We start from the raw sequence: 20294 nt of genomic DNA on the forward strand, positions 1-20294 counted from the left end.
CTAGTGCCAACCCGTTGTGGAGAGTAGTACCGTAGGTGCAATTCCTTAGCTCCCTCCAAATTCAAAACCGCCTAAATTAGGCGGTTTTTCTATTCTGCAATTCAGTGATATTTTAAGGCATCTAACCACATAACAAGTTGCGTAGAGTCAGTTCAGTATACCTAACTAAGAAATTATAAAAATTGAAAGTAAACGTATTAAATTTTTCGCAATTTCTTACGATTTTGGACGAATAAAGACCGACACAGGAATACCATTCGTGTCTTTACTCAAGTCGTTCTCTATACCTTTAGGATTAGCGATAAACCCTTCAGGATCGTAAACGAAACAAATAATCCGTTTGCAGTCTGGATGTGCCTGATACCGCTGTGAATCAATCATCAATTCTTCACCAAGTTTTTTTGCAGTAAGTGTTTTTCTACTTTTCTTAATTTCAATAATAATGTTTTCTTCTTTCAATACAAAATCAATTCTTGAATTTGCTCCAGCATAACTTGGTGTATATTCTTCAGGCCGAACATCATCGAAGTACAGCTTTAATAGAGCATGAAATAAGTCTTGTACGTCGTACTCATCGTTTATATCAAGAGTCTTCCTGCTGTTGTACCTCAACCGTAACTGGCGAGCTACTTGATGAAAACGGTTTATAATAAGCTCAATATTTTCATTAGCGCCCACGACAACATTTGAATTTTTGTCAGTTTCGTTCCAATACTCCTCTATCTCATTAATCATAGATTCTAAGAATGTAATTGAAGAGCCTAGAATTTCATCACTACTTTGAAAGCTTAGTAGTAAGTCCTCTTCGGTAATACTTGAAAGAGAGTAGTTCAAGCTTTCAAATTCTTTTACATGATGAGAGTCAATGCCAAATATATGTCTAATAGCAGCATCAGCATCCCTTTTCCACTTAACGATTAATTGAGAATCACCTTTCTCAAACTCTATTGCATTGGCTCTATCAACAAGAGAACTCAATTTAGAAATTGCGTTAGACTTGTTCATCACGCAATCTCCCCATCAACCACCACCCGCTTCTTACCCCTCAACAAAACCTGCATCAGCGCCTTTTTCTCTTGCTGCAAATCCGCCAATTGCTGCTCAAGCAATTCAATCTCTTTATCGGCATTGGTTAATACGGTAGCGATTTTTTGTTGTTCAGGTATAGATGGTATCTTAAATGAAATATCCTTAAGTGCATTCAGAGATAAAACTTTTTGAGATGTACCTACACTATATCTTCCAAAAACTGCGCGATATTGTTCAAAAAGTGCAATAAAGAATTCGTTAATACCTTTGGTACTAAAAACAGGGTAGTAATTACTAATCAAACCATTTTTATCACTTGAAAAAAGATTGAAGGTAAAAAAACCATCATCACTTCTTGATCGGTAAGTTATATGATTTGGAGGAATGACATGGAATCCAATATTATCTCTACCAGCTATTCTAGAGTTTGCAAAGTAATCACTTTGTAATACAAGCCCATTTCTAGAAGACGTATAAACTTCATATTGGTCTTGGGTTGTAGACTTCTCTTTATATTCTATTAACCACTTAGAAAGTTTAGCCTCTTCCCACTCACCCTCAAACCGCTTACCCGACTCATCAAGCAAACGCTTTTTACCCGTCAGCAATTGCTGCATCAGCGCTTTTTTCTGCTGGGTACTATTGTCAATCAAACGCTCGGTCGTGCTAATCGCTTTATCCCAAGTAGATAAGATTTTGGCGATTTTTTGTTGTTCTGGGAGAGGTGGAATAATCACCTTAATATTTTTTAAGTCTTTCCAATAGATTGCCGCAACACTTGTACTACCAGCAGGTAAAGAATTTATCTTTGACTTTCCTTTGCCAAAATTTAGGTAATATCGTAGATAAAATGAATCTACTTTCTCCGTAAACGTGATTCGATTTATATTATTATCAAATGTGATTTCTTTAATCCGCCCATCCCAAACAGCTGACTTACCAACTAGCTCAGGTGTATTCCTAGTATTAAAAAGAAAGTCGCCCTTTTTCAGTATTAAATTCTTATCAACTTTAGCCCTAGGTATTAACTCTAAGTTAGTTAAATTGAAACTTCCCCACGTTAAGTTACCCATTTTTAATAAGGGTATAGCTTCTTCACAAACTTCGCCTTTATGACGCTCAGTTGTACCTAACTGCGTTTCTTTTACAATACTCGAAAACTGAACCTCTTCCCACCCCTTAGGCACCATAACCCAACTCCTTTAAAAACCCTGCCATCTCAGTTTCTAGTGCATCGAATTCAGCTTTTAACTCAAGACGCTCAGTACGCACCGCGTCCAAATCAATCTCCGCCTCTTCCTCAAAGGTATCGACATAGCGGGGAATGTTTAGGTTAAAGTCATTTTCTTTTATCTCATCAAAGCTCGCTAGATACGCGTATTTATCGACGCTTTCACGCGCTTTATACGTCTCGATGATTTTATTGATATTGTCAGACGTTAACTGGTTTTGATTTTTACCTGATTTAAACTCATTACTGGCATCGATAAATAAGACTTTGTCATCAGTTTTATTCTTTTTAAAGATGAGAATTGCGGCTGGAATACCGGTTCCAAAAAATAACTTCTCAGGCAGACCAATCACCGTATCAAGCAAGTTTTCTTCGATGAGTTGCTGACGGATTTTGCCCTCAGACGACGCACGAAACAGCACGCCATGCGGTACGACCACACCCATTCTGCCAGTGCTAGGTTTCAGCGTTTCGATCATATGACTGATAAAGGCATAGTCGCCCTTGGTCTTAGGCGGCACACCGCGATGGAAGCGACCATAGGGATCGCTGCTGGCATCTTCATGACCCCATTTATCCAGTGAAAACGGCGGATTGGCAGTGACCACATCGAACTGTAATAAGTGCTTGCCGTCCTTATCAAGTAGCAGCGGATTGCGGATGGTATCGCCCCACTCGATTCGGTGGTTGTCCTCACCATGCAAAAACATATTCATCTTGGCCAGTGCCCATGTCGAGCCAATGGCTTCTTGACCGTATAGCGCATACTTCTTAGAATTTGAGTTTTTGCGTACCATCGCCCCGCACTTGATGAGTAGCGACCCTGAACCACAGGCAGGATCACAGATTTCATCACCTTCCACAGGCTCAAGGATAGTCGCTAATAAATTAGATACCTCAGGTGGCGTATAGAATTCACCCGCCGTTGCGCCACTACTGGCGGCAAAGTGCTTGATTAAAAACTCGTACGCATTACCAATCACGTCTAAGCTACCAACACGCTCAACGCTTAGGTTGAGGATATCTTTACCAAAGTCTTCTAATAAATGACGCAGTAATTCGTTCTTTTGCTTTTCTTGACCCAATTTATCGGTGTTAAAGCTGATGTCTTGGAAGACGTTTTTGAGTTTAGTACCGTTGGCTTCTTCGATAGCATGAAGCGCTTCGTCAATACGTTGACCGTTGCCCGGCTGGTGACGCTGCTCGTACAAGTCCCAAAAGCTGGCACCCTCAGGGAGTACAAAACGTTGCTTGGACATCATGGCATGGATCAGTTCTGGATTGTCACCAAACTGCTCAACCAGTTTGTTGTACTCATCGCGATAGACGTCTGACAAATACTTTAGGAACAACATAGTTAAGATGAAGTCTTTATAGGTATCGGCGCTAATGACCCCACGGAAGGTGTCACAGGCATTCCATACGGCTTTATTAATATCGTCTTGATTGATTTGGCTGGGCATTTATGGTTCCTAGATACTTTGGAAGGTAAGAGTTTTTATAGTGAGGTAATGATAGCAGGGTCTGATATGGATATCTTAAACTGATGGGTATTTAACTATGAGATTATTTCAAATTCGTGTAACATTTGTTTATTTTTACTTTGAGGCAAAGCATGGTTTTAATACGACATTTTATCCAAAAAATGGCAATAGCAATACTAGCACTGAGTATCAGCTGGTCAGTATTAGCGGCAAATTTTGAGTCTATTAAAGCATTAGCTGAATCAGGCGATGTTCAGTCTCAGCTTGAGCTTGCTAAGCACTATCAGACGCTCGTAAAACCAGACTATCGTATTTTTAATAATGAACCTATCGACTTCTATTATGAAGGTAAAGACGTAGATAAAAATGCTAAAAAAGCTTTAAGTTGGTATTTAAAAGCAGCTAACCAAGGTAATACTGTTGCCCAAGCGAAGGTTGGCGGTATTTATCATGATGGTATACATGTCCCGCTAGATCATGCCAAAGCTTTTGAATGGTATCAAAAATCGATTAAAGAGGATGTGGCCGAAGCACAGTTTGGCTTAGGGCTAATATACGCTTACGGTAATGAAGTGCCTAAAGATCTAAAAAAATCAAAATATTGGCTTACAAAAGCAGCAGCACAAGGTTATGCCCCTGCTTTGTTCCATCTGGCGTATGACTATCAAAATCATTATGGCGATGACGAAAGCCAGAAAAAAGCGCTTGAGATGTTTAAACAACTGGCGAATACAGAGAGTCAAAATAGTGAATATGCTGTTCGCTCTTACTATGCACTAGGCTTTATGTACTATGATGGCTATGGTACTGAAAGGAATTATCACCAGTCGGTATACTGGTATCAAAAAGCTGCTGAACAAGGTCATGATACTGCTCAACTGGAACTGGGAAGAATGTACTCTAGAGGTGAAGGCGTACAAAAAAATCATGAAGAAGCCCTAAAATGGTATACAAAAGCAGCAAATCAAAGAAATGTCTTGGCACAAACAGGTTTAGCATGGATGTATTACCATGGTAACGATATTGAACAGGATTATACGCAAGCTTTTAAGTGGTTGAACAAGATAGTAGAGAGCGGTAAGGACGACCACTCAATTCAAGCAATGCTTGCGTCGTTATACCTCAATGGTGATGGTGTCGCTCAGAGTGATGATGAAGCAATCAAATGGTACGGTAAAGCCTGTCAAAATGGCAATCGCTACAGCTGTAAGCAATATCTAGAATTAACCCAATAATAGAAATAAACCATATGAAAACAATTGCATTCTGTCTACTAGCTAGCCTAGCTCTAAGCGCTTGTACAACGGGTATAAAAAGTAGCTCGACCATCAATAATCCCGACTCAGATGTAACTCAGTTCCCCGTTGAGACGGCTGTGATAAACATTTTTACCAAAGAATATAGCGACTCGCTATACAGCCTACTTTCTGATAAAAAATCTTTAGAATTTGACTATAAAATAATACCCAAAGCAGCGTCTAATTTTGAAAATCAACAGGTTCAAAGCGTACAATCAATCTCTAGTACTAGCATAGATAACGAAGTGATAACTAGAAATATCAGAATGAGTTACTTTACTCTCAATCCTTTCCTATTTAAAGGCTATACGAGTAGCTCAGGAGAATATAGCGTAGCTACGCAAAGCGCTATCCTACCTAGAGTAGCGAATGTAGGTAGCTCTGGTAAGTCTGTAGCTGCAATAGTGTATTCAGATAGTAGCAAAAGTAACCAAATAAGATCTTATACAGAAAAGTGGTCGTTATCAAAAGCCAGTCAGAATACAGCATGGTTTTGTATGGAAGAACTGGCACACGGTAATTTAGCTTTTAAGAAAAAGAAAATTCAATGTTTTGAAATTGACGAACATGGCGATATTTTAGATAGTAAAATAATAGAAACTTATAAAACAGAAGTTGGTGTTAAAACTATAGAAGTAATAAGTAGATTATGAAGATAAAAGGTTCTACTACTAACCAAGCTACAATGTATTTGCATTAAAAAAATACGTCATAGCTAAATAAATATTATAAAAACCTATAACTTATTAGCGAGTTAATTTATGAAAGTATTAGCATTAATAGCAGTGGTAGCTCTAGGCCTAAGTGCTTGTACTACTATGAATAACGATGTGATAACCCCAAATAAATCAAACCAAATAGTCACGCAATATCCTGTAGAGACCGCCCTACTCAATATCTATACCAAAGCGCGTACTGATACCCTGATACAAGCCAATGACAATCAAAACACAGTGCTTGAGATAAAAGTCGTTCCCAAAGGGAAAATGACATTCAACAACCAGCAGGCACAAGGTGCCGAAACTGCTTATACCATAAAATCAGATGGCATCATCGATCAGCAGCTAATATCAATCAATTACTATACCCTAAACCCTGTAAAGTTCTATGGCTTTACCAACAATCTAGGGGAGTACTCGGTAGCTAATCAAACCTCTGATATGCCCAAAATGGCAACTATAGGCGACTCAAGCGAGTTTATCACTGAGAGTGTCTATAGCGACAGCAGTCAAGATAAGTTAATCAGCAAATATACTCAGAGTTGGTCGCTGAAACGCGCTACTAATGATACCGCTTGGTTTTGTATAAACGCTTCAGAAAATCTGCTATTGAATGACGCCAATGGCACTATGTCTGAATGCTATAACATCAACGCTAAAGGTGATTTATTAAGTACTAAAGTAGTAGATTCAAGCCCATTAGAAGACGGTGTTAAGAGAATAATTTATAACAGTCTGTGATAGGTATAAATAAGGATGAATATATGAGAATCTTAAGACTATGCTGTGCGGTTGTTTTGCTTGCTGGCACGACTATACAAGGTCATACAAAACCACTCAATGATAGCGTGCAATATCCTATCTCTGCGCCATTATCTCAGTTAATTACTGGCAATTTCGTTAAAATAATAGCACTGTCTAATGAAGGTATGATCTCAAAAATAACGACCACCCAAACTCGAAAAGGCCAAGTTAAGGTCGATAATAAGACAGCGTTCACTGTGGTGAACGATAACGTAATGACCCTCAACAGCAAGCCTCTAACTTCTGCAACACTCACACGCTACTACAGCTTAGATCCGCTGACCAGTCATGGCTCACCTGATCAAGAAGCGCTAGACATTGACATAACGTTCAGTGCCTTACCTACAACAGCCGCTATCGGTGACTCGGGTGAATTTGCGAAAAGTGTGATGCCAACAGAATATGATAATGACCTAACACAGACAGCCATTCAAACCTGGTCGCTTAAGCAAGCCACTGACAATACTGCTTGGTTGTGCCTGCACACCACTCTTACGGAGCCCTCATCACCAGAGGACGTTGCTGCGGATGAGTGCTATCAGGTTACGCGCAGTGGTGCTATCGTGGATATGAAAATTACGGTCCCACCGCCGATACAAGTGCAGTTGGCGACTATCAACTTTTCATAAGAAGACCTATTGAAAAGGACTCATATGAAAGCTCTAGGATTATGTACATTACTAGCTTTCTTAATCGGCTGTACAGCAGCCGACGTAGCGACGGATTCATGGGGAACAAGCGTTATGCCCTCATCTTCGAGTGATAGCACGCGTGGTGTCAGTCCCGACTTGCCCGTTGAATATCATAGCTCAATAGAAGGTCATGACGACACTTGTGGATTTAAGAACAGCGCTGGGAATGTTATTACCCCTGCTATCTATGATCATTGCGGTGAGTTCCATGACGGCATGGCTTACGTGACGCACGGTTATGACACGATTGGTTATGTCGATATTCAAGGTAAGGTTGCCATACCTGTTATTTATCCTATCTTTTTTGACTTCGTACCTGAGATGCATAATTTTAGTGAAGGTCGAGTTGCGGTTTATAAAGATGACAAATGGGGCTTTATGGACAAGCAAGGCAAGCTCGTCATTCCTTATGTCTATCGCTATGTTGGAGATTTCTCAAATGGACTGGTAACGGTGTTAAGAAATGAAAAATTTGGTGCCATTGACAGTAATGGCGATACCGTCATTGATTTTCGATACCAACAGCTTGGCAACTTTAAGGAAGGTCTAGCAAATTTTAGTCTGACAGATGACCAAAAAGTAGGATATATAAACACTAAAGGTCAGCCAGTTATTGCCTCTACATGGGATGCCGCATTGGATTTTTCTGAAGGTCTGGCGGCGGTAGGTGTCGGAGATAACGATAAGTTGAAATGGGGATTTATTGACCACGCAGGTCGAGTAGTCATTGAGCCAAAATATAATGCAGCCTCTCCCGATGTGGGCGACTTATCTTTATACACAGATGTCAGCGACGGTTATTTTATCAATGGTCTGGCCACTATGTACTTAGAAGGTGACCAAATCACGCAGGTCATTATTGATAAGCAAGGTAATGAAATTAAGCGTCAAACTTATGACAGTTACGACGATATATTTGGCGAAATTTCTTTTTAAAAGATCTTTAGTGAATGGGAAGGAAACCTTAATAACCAAAAAACGCTTTTTAGTGATAGTATATGTTTGAAACTAAATAATGCTTTAGAAATATTTAGTTACGATTAATCATGAGATAAATCCCATTATTTACCTTACATCCAATACTACAAACCTGTTGGTCTATTTGATGGTCTAATACTTAGCTACAGTATATTAAATACATTTATATCAATCACTTGAAAATATAGTTAGACTTCCTCCTTCACCGCCAATCTTATTCTGCTTTATCAAAGCCTCTAGTTTTACACTCTATCCAAATTTCTTTAAAACATCTCCTAAGTGTTAAGCAATAACGCTTAACTTTATCTTGCCTGATTTTTCTAGTTATTCCTATTTAAACTTATTTACTAAACCCCGCCCGCGCCTTTACTGGACGCCTCGCTGTTTTTTCTCAGTATCCCAGCTGCTATTTTTTGAGTATCAGCCACTACTGTCATCGACATGAATGCCCTATCTTCATGAGCGCTGATGGGTCTTAAACAGCTCATCCGTCAATATCTTATAATCAAAATATTATATTTTACTAAAAATCTAAGTTAACGGTAGCTAGCTCAAGGATTATATCGTTGGTATTATAATTATCTTGCAGTTCATTAAACACAAGCAGTTTTCAGCTATGTCCAAAACCTTACTCACCCGTATACTCCTACTCATTGTCGGTATCATCATCACCATAGACTGCGCTGTATTGATGATTATTGGCAAGATTAACTTTGGCTCAGTAGTGCCATTTATTATTGGCGTAATTTTTGTCATTCATGGCATTTACTGGGAACGAATTCGCCGTTTCATCAGGCATCACCCTCTATTTAAGCGAGTATGGTATGGCTTATGGGGCTTATTTATCCTATGGCTTATCAGCTTTATGGTGTTTGTTTGGTCACTGCAGCAGCAGATTAAGCAGAGCAAACAACCTGCGCCTGCAGTGGCAGCGATTATTATACTAGGCTCCGGTACGGTGGCTGGTAAGCCCACGCCAACGCTTGCCAAGCGTTTGGATACCGCTGTACCCATTATCAATGCTCAGTCAAACGCGCTGGTAGTAACCAGTGGCGGGGTTGGTTTTCAGCGGACGCGTAGTGAGGCCGACATCATGGCGACTTATCTAAATGACGCGCATGACATCTCATTCGAGCGTATCTTACAAGAGGGCAAAAGCACCAGTACCGAGGAGAACTTACGCAATAGCCAAGCCCTATTAGCGGCGCAAGGCGTCTCTATCACTGACCCTATTGCTATCGTGACCAGTGATTTTCATACCATTCGGGCAGCAGCCATTGCAAGGCATCAAGGCTATCAACAGCCAATTACGGTGGCTAGCCCGACCCCTTTATCCATTCGTTATAATGCATGGTTTCGAGAATATTTTGCCTTTGCCAGTGGTTGGCTGTTGGGGGAGTATTAAAAAGCTCACAGCACTTCACAGCCCTTATAAGTAAGCCTTTAGTAATATAGCATTTATCAATGTATAACTGGCGTGCCTTGCGTGGTAAAGGCAAAGGCTTTATTGCTAAAGTTGCCTATCATCACCGCCTCAATGACTGGGGCGACGGTCTCATCAATACCTTCGACTTCAATGATGAAGTTAGCTCCAGAGCCGCCTTTGTCTTCTTCTTTTTCGACAATATAATTGAGCGTGCCCATTGCTGGTAGCTCGATAGGTTTATTCAGATATGATTTTACAAAAGCCCCACGGGTATCGTAGTAATCGATTTTATTGATATAAAGTGATTTTTTTAAGGTGGTATTACGCACACTCAAAGTCGCAGACAGCAAGACCTTACGATTGTCTCTATCGGTATAAATGTCAGAGTAAATCGGCACATAAAAGGTTTGCTGATAGCCAAGTTTACTATGATCAATTTTTGAGGTGATCTCCAGCTGTTTGATTGGGTCTTTTTGCCCTTCTGACAGCATGACATTCGGGTCTTGCGACGATTGATCACAGCCTGATAATAGTGCCGTCATGGCAAGCATTAGGATGGATATGTGACGCTTATTCATAACTTTCCCTTTTATAATGTCATAGCGCGGCTATTTAAATAACGCTTATGTCGTCATTAATAGGTAGACAATATACCCTTTATTTAGATTTAGCCCGCTACTGCACTTTTACCCCAACGCTACGCAAAAACTGGTTAATATGCTTGTTTGCGCCATAGATTATCAAGACATCTTTATCTTGTAGCACCTGCTCAGGCTCGGCCAATCCTTCGATACTTGGCTTACGTTGCGTACGTCCAAAGCTATCTTCATAATACTCATAGCGCATGGTACTAAGCAATCGAATATTGAATTTTTGCTCAAGCTGTAAGTCGTCGACGGTCTTTCCAATCAAGGCGTTTGGAATACTAAGCTCAACGATACTAAAATGATCGGTAAGCTCAAACGAATCTACAAAGTAGCGCAGTGACAAGCGTTTTGCCCAGCGGTCGGCGGCTTCTTTTTCGGGCAAAATAAGATCGTCCACACCGATGGCTTGCAGCACTTTTTGGTGCAATGGATTGATACTGCGGCTGATCAAGCGCCGTGCTTTTAAGGTCTTAAATAGCGCCGTTGCCATGACATTTGCGCCTTGGTCTTCGCCGATTGCGACCACGACGATATCGGTATCGATAATGGGTAAACCGGTGACGGTATACTCGTCGGTGGCATCCATACAGACGGTATGCGAGATGACTTCTTTATAAGCCTCGACTTTTTGCATACTGCTATCGATAGCAATTACTTCGTGACCTTGACTGGTCAACGCTATACCCAGCGACGAGCCAAAGTTCCCCAATCCTACGATGATATATTTCATATTGTCCTTTTTGTGCCTTAATAATAGTGCCACACTTGAGGTAATAGAACTTTAATTAACAAAATCTTAGTTAACAGGTTCAATTAGCAAGAAATCATTTAATAACAACTTAGTTAATAGCACTTAGTTAATAGCACTTAGTTAATAGTAATCTCTTCCGTGGGATAGCGATAGTTACGCTCGCGCATGTTTTTGAGTAAGGCGATAAACAGGGTCAACATGCCCACCCGTCCAACGAACATAATCACCGAAATCACCATTTTGCTAAAATCCGACAACTCGGTGGTCAAATTCAAACTCAAACCGACGGTGCTATAAGCAGAAAAGCACTCAAAAACCACTTTAATCAAATCCAGCTCAGGTTGATCATAACTGATGAGCGTCACCCCAGTCCCAATGACCAATAACGACAGCCACATGATAGAAAAGGCGCGACGAATCGAAATCTCAGCGATTTCCCGTTTGAAGACTTCTACTCTCGTCTGCCCACGCGCCAAACTCAAGGTATTTAATAGCGCAATGGCAAAGGTGCTGGTTTTGATACCACCGCCCGTCGAGTTCGGTGACGCGCCAATCCACATCAAAAAAATCGTCAACATAATCGTCGGAAAGGCTAGGTCACCCATATCAATGCTATTAAACCCAGCGGTTCGCGGGGTGGCAGCGGTAAATATCCCTGTCACTAACTTGCCATAAAAACTGCCATGGTCAGCCAACACGCCATTATATTCAAACAACATGACCCCAATGAGTCCGACTAGCAACAGTGCACCCGTGGTAATCAGAGTGATTCGGCTATTGATATTGAGCAGCCACGGGCGATAAGCGTAGCGCTGATTGCGACAATATATCAGGCGCTGGGCACGATAGCGTAAATACCGCAGCACATTGACCACAATCACAAAGCCCATACCGCCAAAGATAAAGGTAATGCCAATAATCAGCTGCAGAGGATAATTAAAGCGCAGCGCGTCATCATATAAGCCCGCACTAAAAGTAGAAAATCCGGCATTACAAAAAGCCGAAACCGCATGGAAAATGGAAAAAAATAAGCGCTCGGATACGTCCATGCCGGGTAAATCGTAAATACTGGCGTAAATGAATGCCGCCGCCAACGCCTCAACAGCAAAGGTGACATATAAGATAGATTTGAGGGTTGCCACCACATTACCCGTACCGCGCATATAGGACATCTCACTGATGCTCAGCTGAGTCTCGTAGCTGACACCGCCCTTAAAGAAATAGCTAAAATATGTGACAAAGGTCAAAATCCCTAGACCGCCTATTTGGATCAGACCCATAATAATGACTTGGCCAAAGGTCGTGTAATAGGTCGCGGTGTCTACCACGATAAGCCCAGTAACACACACCGCACTGGTCGCAGTAAATAATGCATCGATAAATGATAAAGGCTGGGTCGTCGCGTTGGGCATCATTAATAGCAAGGCGCCAACCAGTACCACCGACAAAAAACTTAGAATAAAGAATTGGGCTGGGTTCAAAAAAGTACGGTCGAGATTGAAGTCGTGATCAGAGATTTCACGGATAAAGGTCACTAGTACCGCAACCTTAATCGCAACAAAGCCATCAACGGAAACCGCCAAGCCTGAGCGTATTAAATCGGTGAAATGCGCCACGAGTAAAATGACGATAGCGATACTGGTCAACAAGTCAAAGACAGCCACTTTGTTAATCGTTAGCGGTTTTTTGCTATAGAGGTAACGCCCTGCCGTGACGATAAAACCTAAAAAGATAATGAGCAAATAAAAGAGATGAAAAACATGCTGTAGCCAGTTCGGTAGCGTAAAACCACTATCGAGAAGCGCCACTGCGACCCCAATGATGCTAATAAAAATCGTAAAATTATTAAGTAATCGATAGCGTATGGCGGCGTGCATAGCCTGAGTCCATGAGAGGAATAACCACGATATTTATACTCCTTTTTTTGACTATTAACTAAAACTGATTTTAGAAAATCGTAACCAGTTATGAACGAATTATCGAAAGTGATTAAATGGACTGACCGTATTGATGACAATCTGATGACAAGTTGGCTACGGTCGAAATGAGATGCCATGATAAAGTACGGATTATTAAATAAAGGCTGCAGCACCCTGCATAACAATAATCACAAAGGACGGCGCCATGGTACTGGACATCTTATTAACCATTCATTTTATATTACTCGTGCTGATATCCTTACGGATACTCTCGCGTCATGATTTGACCTCATCGGCTAGGCTAGCATGGATGGTGGTGCTGTTTATATTGCCTTATGTCGGCGTCGTGGTTTACTGGATGTTTGGTGAGATACATTTAGGGCGTAACTTTAACCGCCAGCATGAGCAAATTATTAATAAACTGCATACCCACAATCCTGAAGTGCTCGGTAGCGACGCGGCTTTAACGCAAGCGATAAAACCTGAGTATCAAGCAGCGTTTGCTTACTCTGCGAACGTCACAGGCTTTCATACTACCGTGGGCAATCATGCGGAACTAATGGCGGATGCGGCAGAAACCCACAAACGAATGCTAGCGGATTTTGAGGCGGCAATCGATCATATTCATGTGCTGTATTATATTTGGCTGATTGATGGCACAGGTATCGATATCGCCCAAGCGCTAATGCGCGCAGCACGGCGCGGTGTGACTTGTCGAGCGATGGTCGATGGCATGGGCTCACGCAAAATGGTGGGCTCAAAGATATGGCAAGAAATGAAAAATGCTGGCGTGCAAGTCAGCGTGGCTCTACCGATTAGCAATCTTATAAAGGTATTATTATTTAGCCGAATTGATCTGCGCAATCACCGAAAGATCACCGTGATCGATGGCAACATTGGCTACTCTGGTAGTCGCAACTGCGCAGATCCTGAGTTTCGCGTAAAGTCCAATTTTGCCCCGTGGGTCGACATTATGCTGCGCGTTGAAGGACCAGTAGTGGCACAGAACCAGATGCTTTTCGCCAGTGATTGGCTGATTAAAAACCCCGATACAGCGGTCGAGAGCTTTTGTTATCCTACCGCACAACCAGACTCATCAGCCTCTACAGGCTTCGCCGCACAAGTCTTTGCCGATGGTCCTACCCAACGCTCGGGCGCAACGCCACAATTTTTAGGCGCGCTTATTAGCCAAGCCCAGCAAACCCTGACCATCTCAACCCCTTACTTTGTCCCAGATTATTCCCTAATCAATGTCTTGTGCGCCACCGCCTATCGCGGCGTAAAGGTCACAATGATCTTCCCCAAACACAACGACTCCTTAGTAGTCGCTGCGACCAGCCGCAGTTATTATTGGCAATTACTAGAAGCAGGAGTAAAAATTTATGAGTACAAGCCGGGATTGCTACATGCGAAGACCTTGACCGTCGATGGCCAGCTAAGCTTAATTGGCTCGACCAACTTAGATTTGCGCAGCTTTGATTTAAATTATGAAAACAATATTGTCTTTAGCGATATCGCCTTGACCGCTGACATCATGGAACGCCAGTCTCAATATATCGCTGACTCTGATGAAGTGACACGCGAGGAGGTCGAAAACTGGCCGCTACCCTATAGAATTTGGCACAATATTGTTGCTACCATGGGGCCCATCTTATAAATAACGGTTGGATGCTAGAGCGTGTCCTCATTATTTATCAGCGCTATTTATCAGCGCTTTTTTGCAAAACATAGACCACAAATTTTGCTTCGGTACTAAATGCTTGCTGTTCAACCGCTGCCAGTAACGCTTGTCTTTTTTCGCTACGGGCACGGTAGGCATAAGGGGTCATGGTCAGCAAATCGGCTAAGTCAGACGCTGATAATGTCATCTTGGTACTGACGCGATGCGTCTCTATTAGCGTAAAGTATGGTGCTAGCTCCTGCAAAAACTTATCAGAATCATGCTCGCGCACGCTATCAAATAGTGCATCGCGCATCGTTGCTAAATGTCCGACATCGGGCTTGGCAATGATTAGAAACCCCTTATCAGCCAATACCTTGGCAAAAGCCTCAGGCAAAATAGGACTAAAAATACTGCTGATACCCGTGACATTATGAGCACGAAGTGGTAGATGCGCCGCACTAGTGACTAACGGGTAAATCACCGTCGTCTTTTCCGCTTCGTCTTTATGTTGTTGATACCACAGCTGACTGGCTGCTTTGCTCACTTTAGCCAATTCAACCAACGCGGGCTTGCTGATATCAGCCGCTATCAAAGTAGTGATACTATCTGAGCCCATCTGCGCCATCGCCTGCGTGTAATAGCCTTCCCCGCAGCCGATATCCAACCAGTTGACAGGGTTTTTATCCTGAGCGTTTGCTGATGAAGTGATTGATGCAGTAATTGGCTCAGAGATGACCTCGTTTTGCGCTAATAATTGTTCCATTTTCTGACAGATCACTGTCTGTAGCGGCTCATAATGTCCAGCTGCTAAAAACCGCTTGCGCGCTTCAATAGATTGCTGGCTATCCCCAGGCGCTTTGGATTTTTTTTGTTGCACAGGCAGTAGATTGACATACCCTTGACGCGCCACATCAAACGGATGGGTGGTTTGCTTAGGGTTTAAACTACCATCACAGCGCCACGTATCGGCGGCAGGCTGCAGAGGTGACTGACAAAGGGGACAAATAAATAAGGACACAAGCATCTCAAGATCATCGCAATATGGCTACCATTTTAACAAAAATTGCGCAGGTTAATGGATAAAAGAAGCAGTTAAAAAAAGGTCTAAGAAAAACAAAAAGCCACCTCAGTGATTGCTGAGATGACTTTTTTAATCACATAAATACTTATTTACTACAGCACCTAGGTTAATACTATTTTAGCGCAACTTCAATGTCATCAAACCAAGTATGACCAATAAAATGGCGATAATCCAAAATCTAGCGACCACTTGTGTTTCTTTCCAGCCAATTTCTTCAAAATGATGATGCAATGGCGCCATCCGAAAGACACGTTTTTTGCGCAGTTTATAGGAGCCAACTTGCAGCATAACCGATAGTGCCTCGGCGACAAATAGACCACCCATAATGGCAAAAGCAATCTCTTGGCGGGTCATGACGGCAATCGTACCGAGCATCGCACCGAGGGCAAGTGCACCCACATCCCCCATAAAGACTTGCGCGGGATGCGCATTAAACCATAAGAAGCCAAGACCAGCACCAATCATCGAACCACAGACAATAATCACTTCAGAGTTATAGGCAATATAAGGGACATGCAAATAATCGGCAAAGCGTACGTCACCCGAGACATAAGCCATCGCGCCTAAACCAGCTGCAACTAATACAACGGGCAAAATCGCCAAACCATCTAAGCCATCGGTCAAGTTGACAGCATTGGAAGCGCCATTAATCACAAAATAGGTAAAGATAATAAAGCCAATACCAAAAGGTACGGCTGAAAACGGAATCATCCAATCCTTAAAAATGGGTATTAATAAATCCTGCATCTCGCGGGTGGTGGCGATGTCCGGTTGCAAGGTGGCGATATAATATAAAGACACACCGACGAACAATGCTCCCATCGACAACCAAAAGTATTTTTTGCGAGCAATCAAACCTTTGGGGTTTTTATATTTGATTTTGAGCCAATCATCAGCCCAGCCAACCGCGCCAAAGATAATCATCACGATCAGCAAAATCCACACATAAGGATTGTTAAGGCGTGCCCACAGTAAGGTCGATACCCCGATGGCGCTCAAAATCAATACCCCGCCCATGGTCGGTGTACCAGTCTTTGCCAAATGCGACTGCGGACCATCATTACGAATGGCCTGACCATACTTTAGTGCCCGTAGACGTCTGATGACCGGTCCGCCTAAAAACATACTAAATGCCAGTGCTGTGACGACCGCAAGTAACGCTCGTAGCGTCAACGAAGAAACCGCAGAAAACGGTGTATAATACTGGCCAAGCCAGCCAAACAACCAAACTAACACCGCCTACTCCTCTACTAGCGCATGAATAAGTGTTTCCATTTGCATGGAACGAGAGCCTTTGAACAACACCGTACAAGGCTCAGCCTGTTGCGCTTGCAAGTAAGACTGTAAATACTGCAGCAGACTCTCTTTATCAGCGAATGCATGCGCACTAATCTCAGAAATCTCTTGCGCCCCAGCCACAGTATAAGGCGCGTACTCACCAATACATAGCAGCACATTGATGCCTGTGGTTGCGATAGTACGACCCAAGCTTTGATGCTCGCTCACCGCCGCCTCACCCAATTCAGCAATATCTCCTAGCACCATCACCTGCGTACCAGTTTGCGCCGCCAATACCTTAGCAGCGGCGCGCACTGAATGTGGATTGGCATTATAAGTATCATCAATCAGGCGATGCATACCGAGCAGCTGACTGTTCAAGCGGCCTTTAGCGGGACGCGCATTCTCAAGTCCGATTACAATGTCATCGACGTCGATATTCAAGGCATGGGCACAAGCCGCCGCCGCCAAAGCATTATTGACGTTATGCTCCCCTGCTAGTGGCAAGCTAATATCATGGACTTGGTTGCCAATGTGTAGCTTAAACTCACTGCGCTCAGGCTCGACATCTAAGTGACTGGCGCTGACATCGGTATTACCAAAGCCAATGACATGTGAGGTATGCTTTTCAGCAATACGGCGTAATTGATTGGTAAAGTCATCTTTATCTGGAACGATCGCAAATTGTGCATCATTCAAGGTATGATAAATCTCTGCCTTGGTCTGGCAAATCCCTTCGCGGCTACCAAACTCACCCAGATGCGCCGTGCCGATGTTCAGAATACAAGCCACATCCGGACGGACAATCTCAGTGGTATAGGCAATCTCACCAATATGATTGGCGCCCAACTCTAAGATGGCATAGCGATGGTGATCGGATAATTCGAGCAGCATCATCGGTACACCCAAGTCATTATTGAGATTGCCACGAGTGATGAGCGTCGGTGCTAATCTGCCGAAGATACTACCCAGCATCTCTTTACAGGTGGTCTTACCACTAGAGCCAGTAATAGCAATGACGGTTAAATTTTGATGCTGTTGACGACGATACGCAGCCAATTGCCCTAGCGCTAAACGGGTATCGCTCACGACTAGCTGCGGGATATTGGTAGAGATTGGCCGTGAGACGATAGCAGCAACCGCACCTTGTTTCATAGCAGTAGCGATATAATCGTGACCGTCAAAATTGTCACCCGTTAAGGCCAAAAAGATATCACCGGATTTTATCGTGCGGGTATCAGTGGCAATGCGCGTGCTCGTAACATCATTGCTCGATCCTGCTTGTTCTTCACTTAGCTGTCCTGCATCTAGCTGCCAGTGACTATCAAGCGCCGCTGTTGCTGTAAGCAGATTACCTGCCTGCCAGACATACAGCCCTTGCGACTGTATGGTGTTATCGTTGTCGGCTGTCATAGTAGTGATTACCTTATATGATGATTACTTATTTTTTATAACTGCATGTTAAAACTTATAAATATTATTAAAAATTAGTGTTGCTAAACACTCAGACAGCACTTTTTTATACGCGTCCAGCGTGCTCTAGGGCGTTTTGTAAAATAATACTGTCGTCAAAATCATAACGGACATTATTGATTTCTTGATAAGTCTCATGACCCTTGCCAGCGATGACCACAATATCATCGGCAGCCGCTTGATTGACGGCATATTCAATCGCTTTTTGCCGTGCTGGTTCGATATGGGTACGCTGATATTGCTCCGCACTCATACCTGCTTGCATATCTTGCAAAATCGCCTGTGGATCTTCAGTGCGAGGATTGTCTGCCGTTAGAATCACTTGATCCGCGCCTGCCAGCCCCGCTTGCGCCATCAATGGGCGCTTGCCAGAATCACGGTCGCCACCGCAGCCAAATACCGCCCATAATTGACCCTTACAATGGGTTTTAAGACTGGCTAATACCTGACTTAAGGCGTCGGGCGTATGCGCATAATCAACGATAAAACAACCATCATTAGATGGCACACGTTGCATACGACCTACGGCACCTTGTAGCTGTGGCACGACTGGCGCAATACGCTCCAAACTAATCTCTAAAGCTACGGCAGCTGCCATAGCCGCAAGCAAATTCGCCACGTTAAAACGTCCAAGTAATGGACTGACGATATCTAAATTATTAACGTTACCATCGCCAAAATCTGTACGCAGGCTAATCTCGACACCTTGTAAGCTGGGCTTAATTTTAGCAGCGACAAAGGTAGCCGTTTTTGTAGCATCCAAACTATAGGTCCAAACCGTCAATTCACTAGCATGGGCGGTATCCAGCATAATCTGCGCATGCTCATCGTCGATGTTGACAATGGCGTGAGTCAAATCTGGGAAGTGTGCTTTATCAAACAGTTTGGCTTTGGCTGCCGCGTACTCTGCCATATCGGCATGATAGTCTAAGTGGTCACGGCTAAGATTGGTATAAATTGCCACCGACACCGGCATGCCTTGCAAACGCTGCTGATCCAAACCATGTGAGCTGGCCTCTAACGCCAGTAGCTGTGCCCCTTCGCGACCCATTTGATATAGAAATTGCTGAACCGCTAAGGCATCGCCCGTGGTATGACTGGCTTGTACCAAAGTGCCAAGCCTACCATTACCTGCCGTACCCATGACGGCGCTGCTCATGCCAGTCAGCTGGGTTAATTGCGCCACCAGTTGACTGATGGTGGTTTTGCCATTGGTGCCCGTCACCGCCACCACTGCTGGTAATGTTACGGGCTGCTGATGCTGCAAACGCGCTTGAATTAAGTCACCCAAAAAGTCACGGATGTTGGGCGCGTATACGACGGGGCAAGGCAAGGAATCTAATTGCTGCTGCGCCGTAGCTTGAGCATTATCAATCAATTCAATATTAGCATGTGGCGGCACATTAGCCGTGGCAAGCAAGGCGATAGGATCGATTTCTGATAGGATAAAAGCCGCATTTTTAGCGGCTTGATAAAGGTAATCACGGCTTTTTTGGCAGTTTGGTGTATGGCTCTTTAGTAGTACAAACACGTCATTTGACGCTACCTGACGGCTGTCTAAACGAAACTGCTGAAACGGTAAATTGACAAGCGTAAGTCGTTGATTGGAGGCTGATTGGTTCGTTAATGTTTTATCTGCTGCTATTGTCATCGCTGATAATGCCTGCGCTAGATGATGACTATTACAATTGCTAGCATTTATAAGCTGTTGCAGGGTAACAGTGGCACTGGTCAGCGATGAGTTGAGCATGGTCATGAGCAAATCCTAATCGGTTAAAACAAATCAAATCATTAATAGCTGAATACGTAAATATCCATATC

The 20294-nt window shown here is 43.0% G+C and carries 18 protein-coding genes; 7 read left to right on the plus strand and 11 right to left on the minus strand.

Annotation, left to right across the window (positions count from 1 at the left end):
• Window positions 1-216 precede the first annotated feature (216 nt).
• Genes CXF65_RS14925 through CXF65_RS05685 form a run of 3 tightly spaced genes read right to left on the minus strand, consistent with a single transcriptional unit; the run spans window position 217 to window position 3723 of the window.
• Entirely contained in the window at window positions 217-1005 is a 789-nt protein-coding gene (locus CXF65_RS14925; RefSeq protein ID WP_157824026.1) for a hypothetical protein, read from the minus strand.
• Window positions 1005-2219, minus strand: coding sequence for a restriction endonuclease subunit S (locus tag CXF65_RS05680; RefSeq protein WP_101211347.1), 1215 nt, complete (start codon window positions 2217-2219; stop codon window positions 1005-1007). Before CXF65_RS05680 ends, CXF65_RS14925 begins: the two co-directional genes overlap by 1 nt.
• Window positions 2209-3723 (minus strand): type I restriction-modification system subunit M, encoded by a 1515-nt coding sequence (locus CXF65_RS05685; RefSeq protein ID WP_101211348.1) that lies wholly within the window; start codon window positions 3721-3723, stop codon window positions 2209-2211. Before CXF65_RS05685 ends, CXF65_RS05680 begins: the two co-directional genes overlap by 11 nt.
• 125 nt (window positions 3724-3848) lie before the next feature.
• Here CXF65_RS05685 and CXF65_RS05690 point away from each other — a divergent pair, with 125 nt between their 5' ends.
• The 5 genes from CXF65_RS05690 to CXF65_RS05710 all read left to right on the plus strand — a co-directional run bounded on the left by CXF65_RS05690 (window position 3849) and on the right by CXF65_RS05710 (window position 8193).
• Complete coding sequence (locus CXF65_RS05690; protein WP_157824028.1) at window positions 3849-4979, plus strand: tetratricopeptide repeat protein; 1131 nt, start codon at window positions 3849-3851, stop codon at window positions 4977-4979.
• A gap of 14 nt (window positions 4980-4993) precedes the next feature.
• Window positions 4994-5695: a hypothetical protein gene (locus CXF65_RS05695; RefSeq protein WP_101211350.1), complete on the plus strand. Its 702-nt coding sequence runs from the start codon at window positions 4994-4996 to the stop codon at window positions 5693-5695.
• Between the two features lie 108 nt (window positions 5696-5803).
• The gene (locus tag CXF65_RS05700) at window positions 5804-6502 is read left to right on the plus strand and encodes a hypothetical protein (protein ID WP_101211351.1); all 699 of its coding nucleotides are present in this window, start codon (window positions 5804-5806) and stop codon (window positions 6500-6502) included.
• A gap of 23 nt (window positions 6503-6525) precedes the next feature.
• A complete protein-coding gene (locus CXF65_RS05705) occupies window positions 6526-7194 on the plus strand; it encodes a hypothetical protein (RefSeq protein WP_101211352.1) in 669 nt (222 codons plus the stop codon).
• A 24-nt stretch (window positions 7195-7218) separates the two neighbouring features.
• Window positions 7219-8193, plus strand: a complete 975-nt coding sequence (locus CXF65_RS05710) for a WG repeat-containing protein (protein ID WP_101211353.1) — start codon at window positions 7219-7221, stop codon at window positions 8191-8193.
• A 389-nt stretch (window positions 8194-8582) separates the two neighbouring features.
• Here the strand turns inward: CXF65_RS05710 and CXF65_RS14930 are convergent, their stop codons facing one another.
• Window positions 8583-8723 (minus strand): hypothetical protein, encoded by a 141-nt coding sequence (locus CXF65_RS14930; protein ID WP_157824030.1) that lies wholly within the window; start codon window positions 8721-8723, stop codon window positions 8583-8585.
• 128 nt (window positions 8724-8851) lie between these two features.
• Between CXF65_RS14930 and CXF65_RS05715 the strand changes: the two genes are divergently transcribed.
• A complete protein-coding gene (locus tag CXF65_RS05715) occupies window positions 8852-9640 on the plus strand; it encodes a YdcF family protein (RefSeq protein WP_101211354.1) in 789 nt (262 codons plus the stop codon).
• A 56-nt stretch (window positions 9641-9696) separates the two neighbouring features.
• On the opposite strand, the gene CXF65_RS05720 is transcribed toward CXF65_RS05715, so the two are convergent.
• The 3 genes from CXF65_RS05720 to CXF65_RS05730 form a co-directional block, all read right to left on the minus strand.
• Window positions 9697-10239: a DUF3124 domain-containing protein gene (locus CXF65_RS05720; protein WP_025653237.1), complete on the minus strand. Its 543-nt coding sequence runs from the start codon at window positions 10237-10239 to the stop codon at window positions 9697-9699.
• A gap of 97 nt (window positions 10240-10336) precedes the next feature.
• Entirely contained in the window at window positions 10337-11038 is a 702-nt protein-coding gene (locus CXF65_RS05725) for a potassium channel family protein (RefSeq protein WP_025653236.1), read from the minus strand.
• A gap of 137 nt (window positions 11039-11175) precedes the next feature.
• Complete coding sequence (locus tag CXF65_RS05730; protein WP_101211355.1) at window positions 11176-12936, minus strand: TrkH family potassium uptake protein; 1761 nt, start codon at window positions 12934-12936, stop codon at window positions 11176-11178.
• 247 nt (window positions 12937-13183) lie between these two features.
• On the opposite strand from CXF65_RS05730, the gene cls reads away from it, so the two are divergent.
• Window positions 13184-14635, plus strand: a complete 1452-nt coding sequence (gene cls / locus CXF65_RS05735; protein WP_101211356.1) for a cardiolipin synthase — start codon at window positions 13184-13186, stop codon at window positions 14633-14635.
• Window positions 14636-14678: 43 nt separating this feature from the next.
• Here the strand turns inward: cls and CXF65_RS05740 are convergent, their stop codons facing one another.
• The 4 genes from CXF65_RS05740 to CXF65_RS05755 all read right to left on the minus strand — a co-directional run bounded on the left by CXF65_RS05740 (window position 14679) and on the right by CXF65_RS05755 (window position 20229).
• Entirely contained in the window at window positions 14679-15665 is a 987-nt protein-coding gene (locus CXF65_RS05740) for a putative RNA methyltransferase (RefSeq protein WP_101211357.1), read from the minus strand.
• A gap of 174 nt (window positions 15666-15839) precedes the next feature.
• Window positions 15840-16958, minus strand: a complete 1119-nt coding sequence (gene mraY, locus CXF65_RS05745; RefSeq protein ID WP_025653232.1) for a phospho-N-acetylmuramoyl-pentapeptide-transferase — start codon at window positions 16956-16958, stop codon at window positions 15840-15842.
• A 3-nt stretch (window positions 16959-16961) separates the two neighbouring features.
• Window positions 16962-18413, minus strand: coding sequence for a UDP-N-acetylmuramoyl-tripeptide--D-alanyl-D-alanine ligase (locus CXF65_RS05750; RefSeq protein WP_101211358.1), 1452 nt, complete (start codon window positions 18411-18413; stop codon window positions 16962-16964).
• Between the two features lie 106 nt (window positions 18414-18519).
• Complete coding sequence (locus CXF65_RS05755) at window positions 18520-20229, minus strand: UDP-N-acetylmuramoyl-L-alanyl-D-glutamate--2,6-diaminopimelate ligase (RefSeq protein ID WP_101211359.1); 1710 nt, start codon at window positions 20227-20229, stop codon at window positions 18520-18522.
• Between the last annotated feature and the right edge of the window lie 65 nt (window positions 20230-20294).

Origin of the sequence: Psychrobacter sp. Sarcosine-3u-12 (genome assembly GCF_002836005.1) — a bacterium.
In the GTDB taxonomy this organism is placed as follows: Bacteria; Pseudomonadota; Gammaproteobacteria; order Pseudomonadales; family Moraxellaceae; genus Psychrobacter; species Psychrobacter okhotskensis.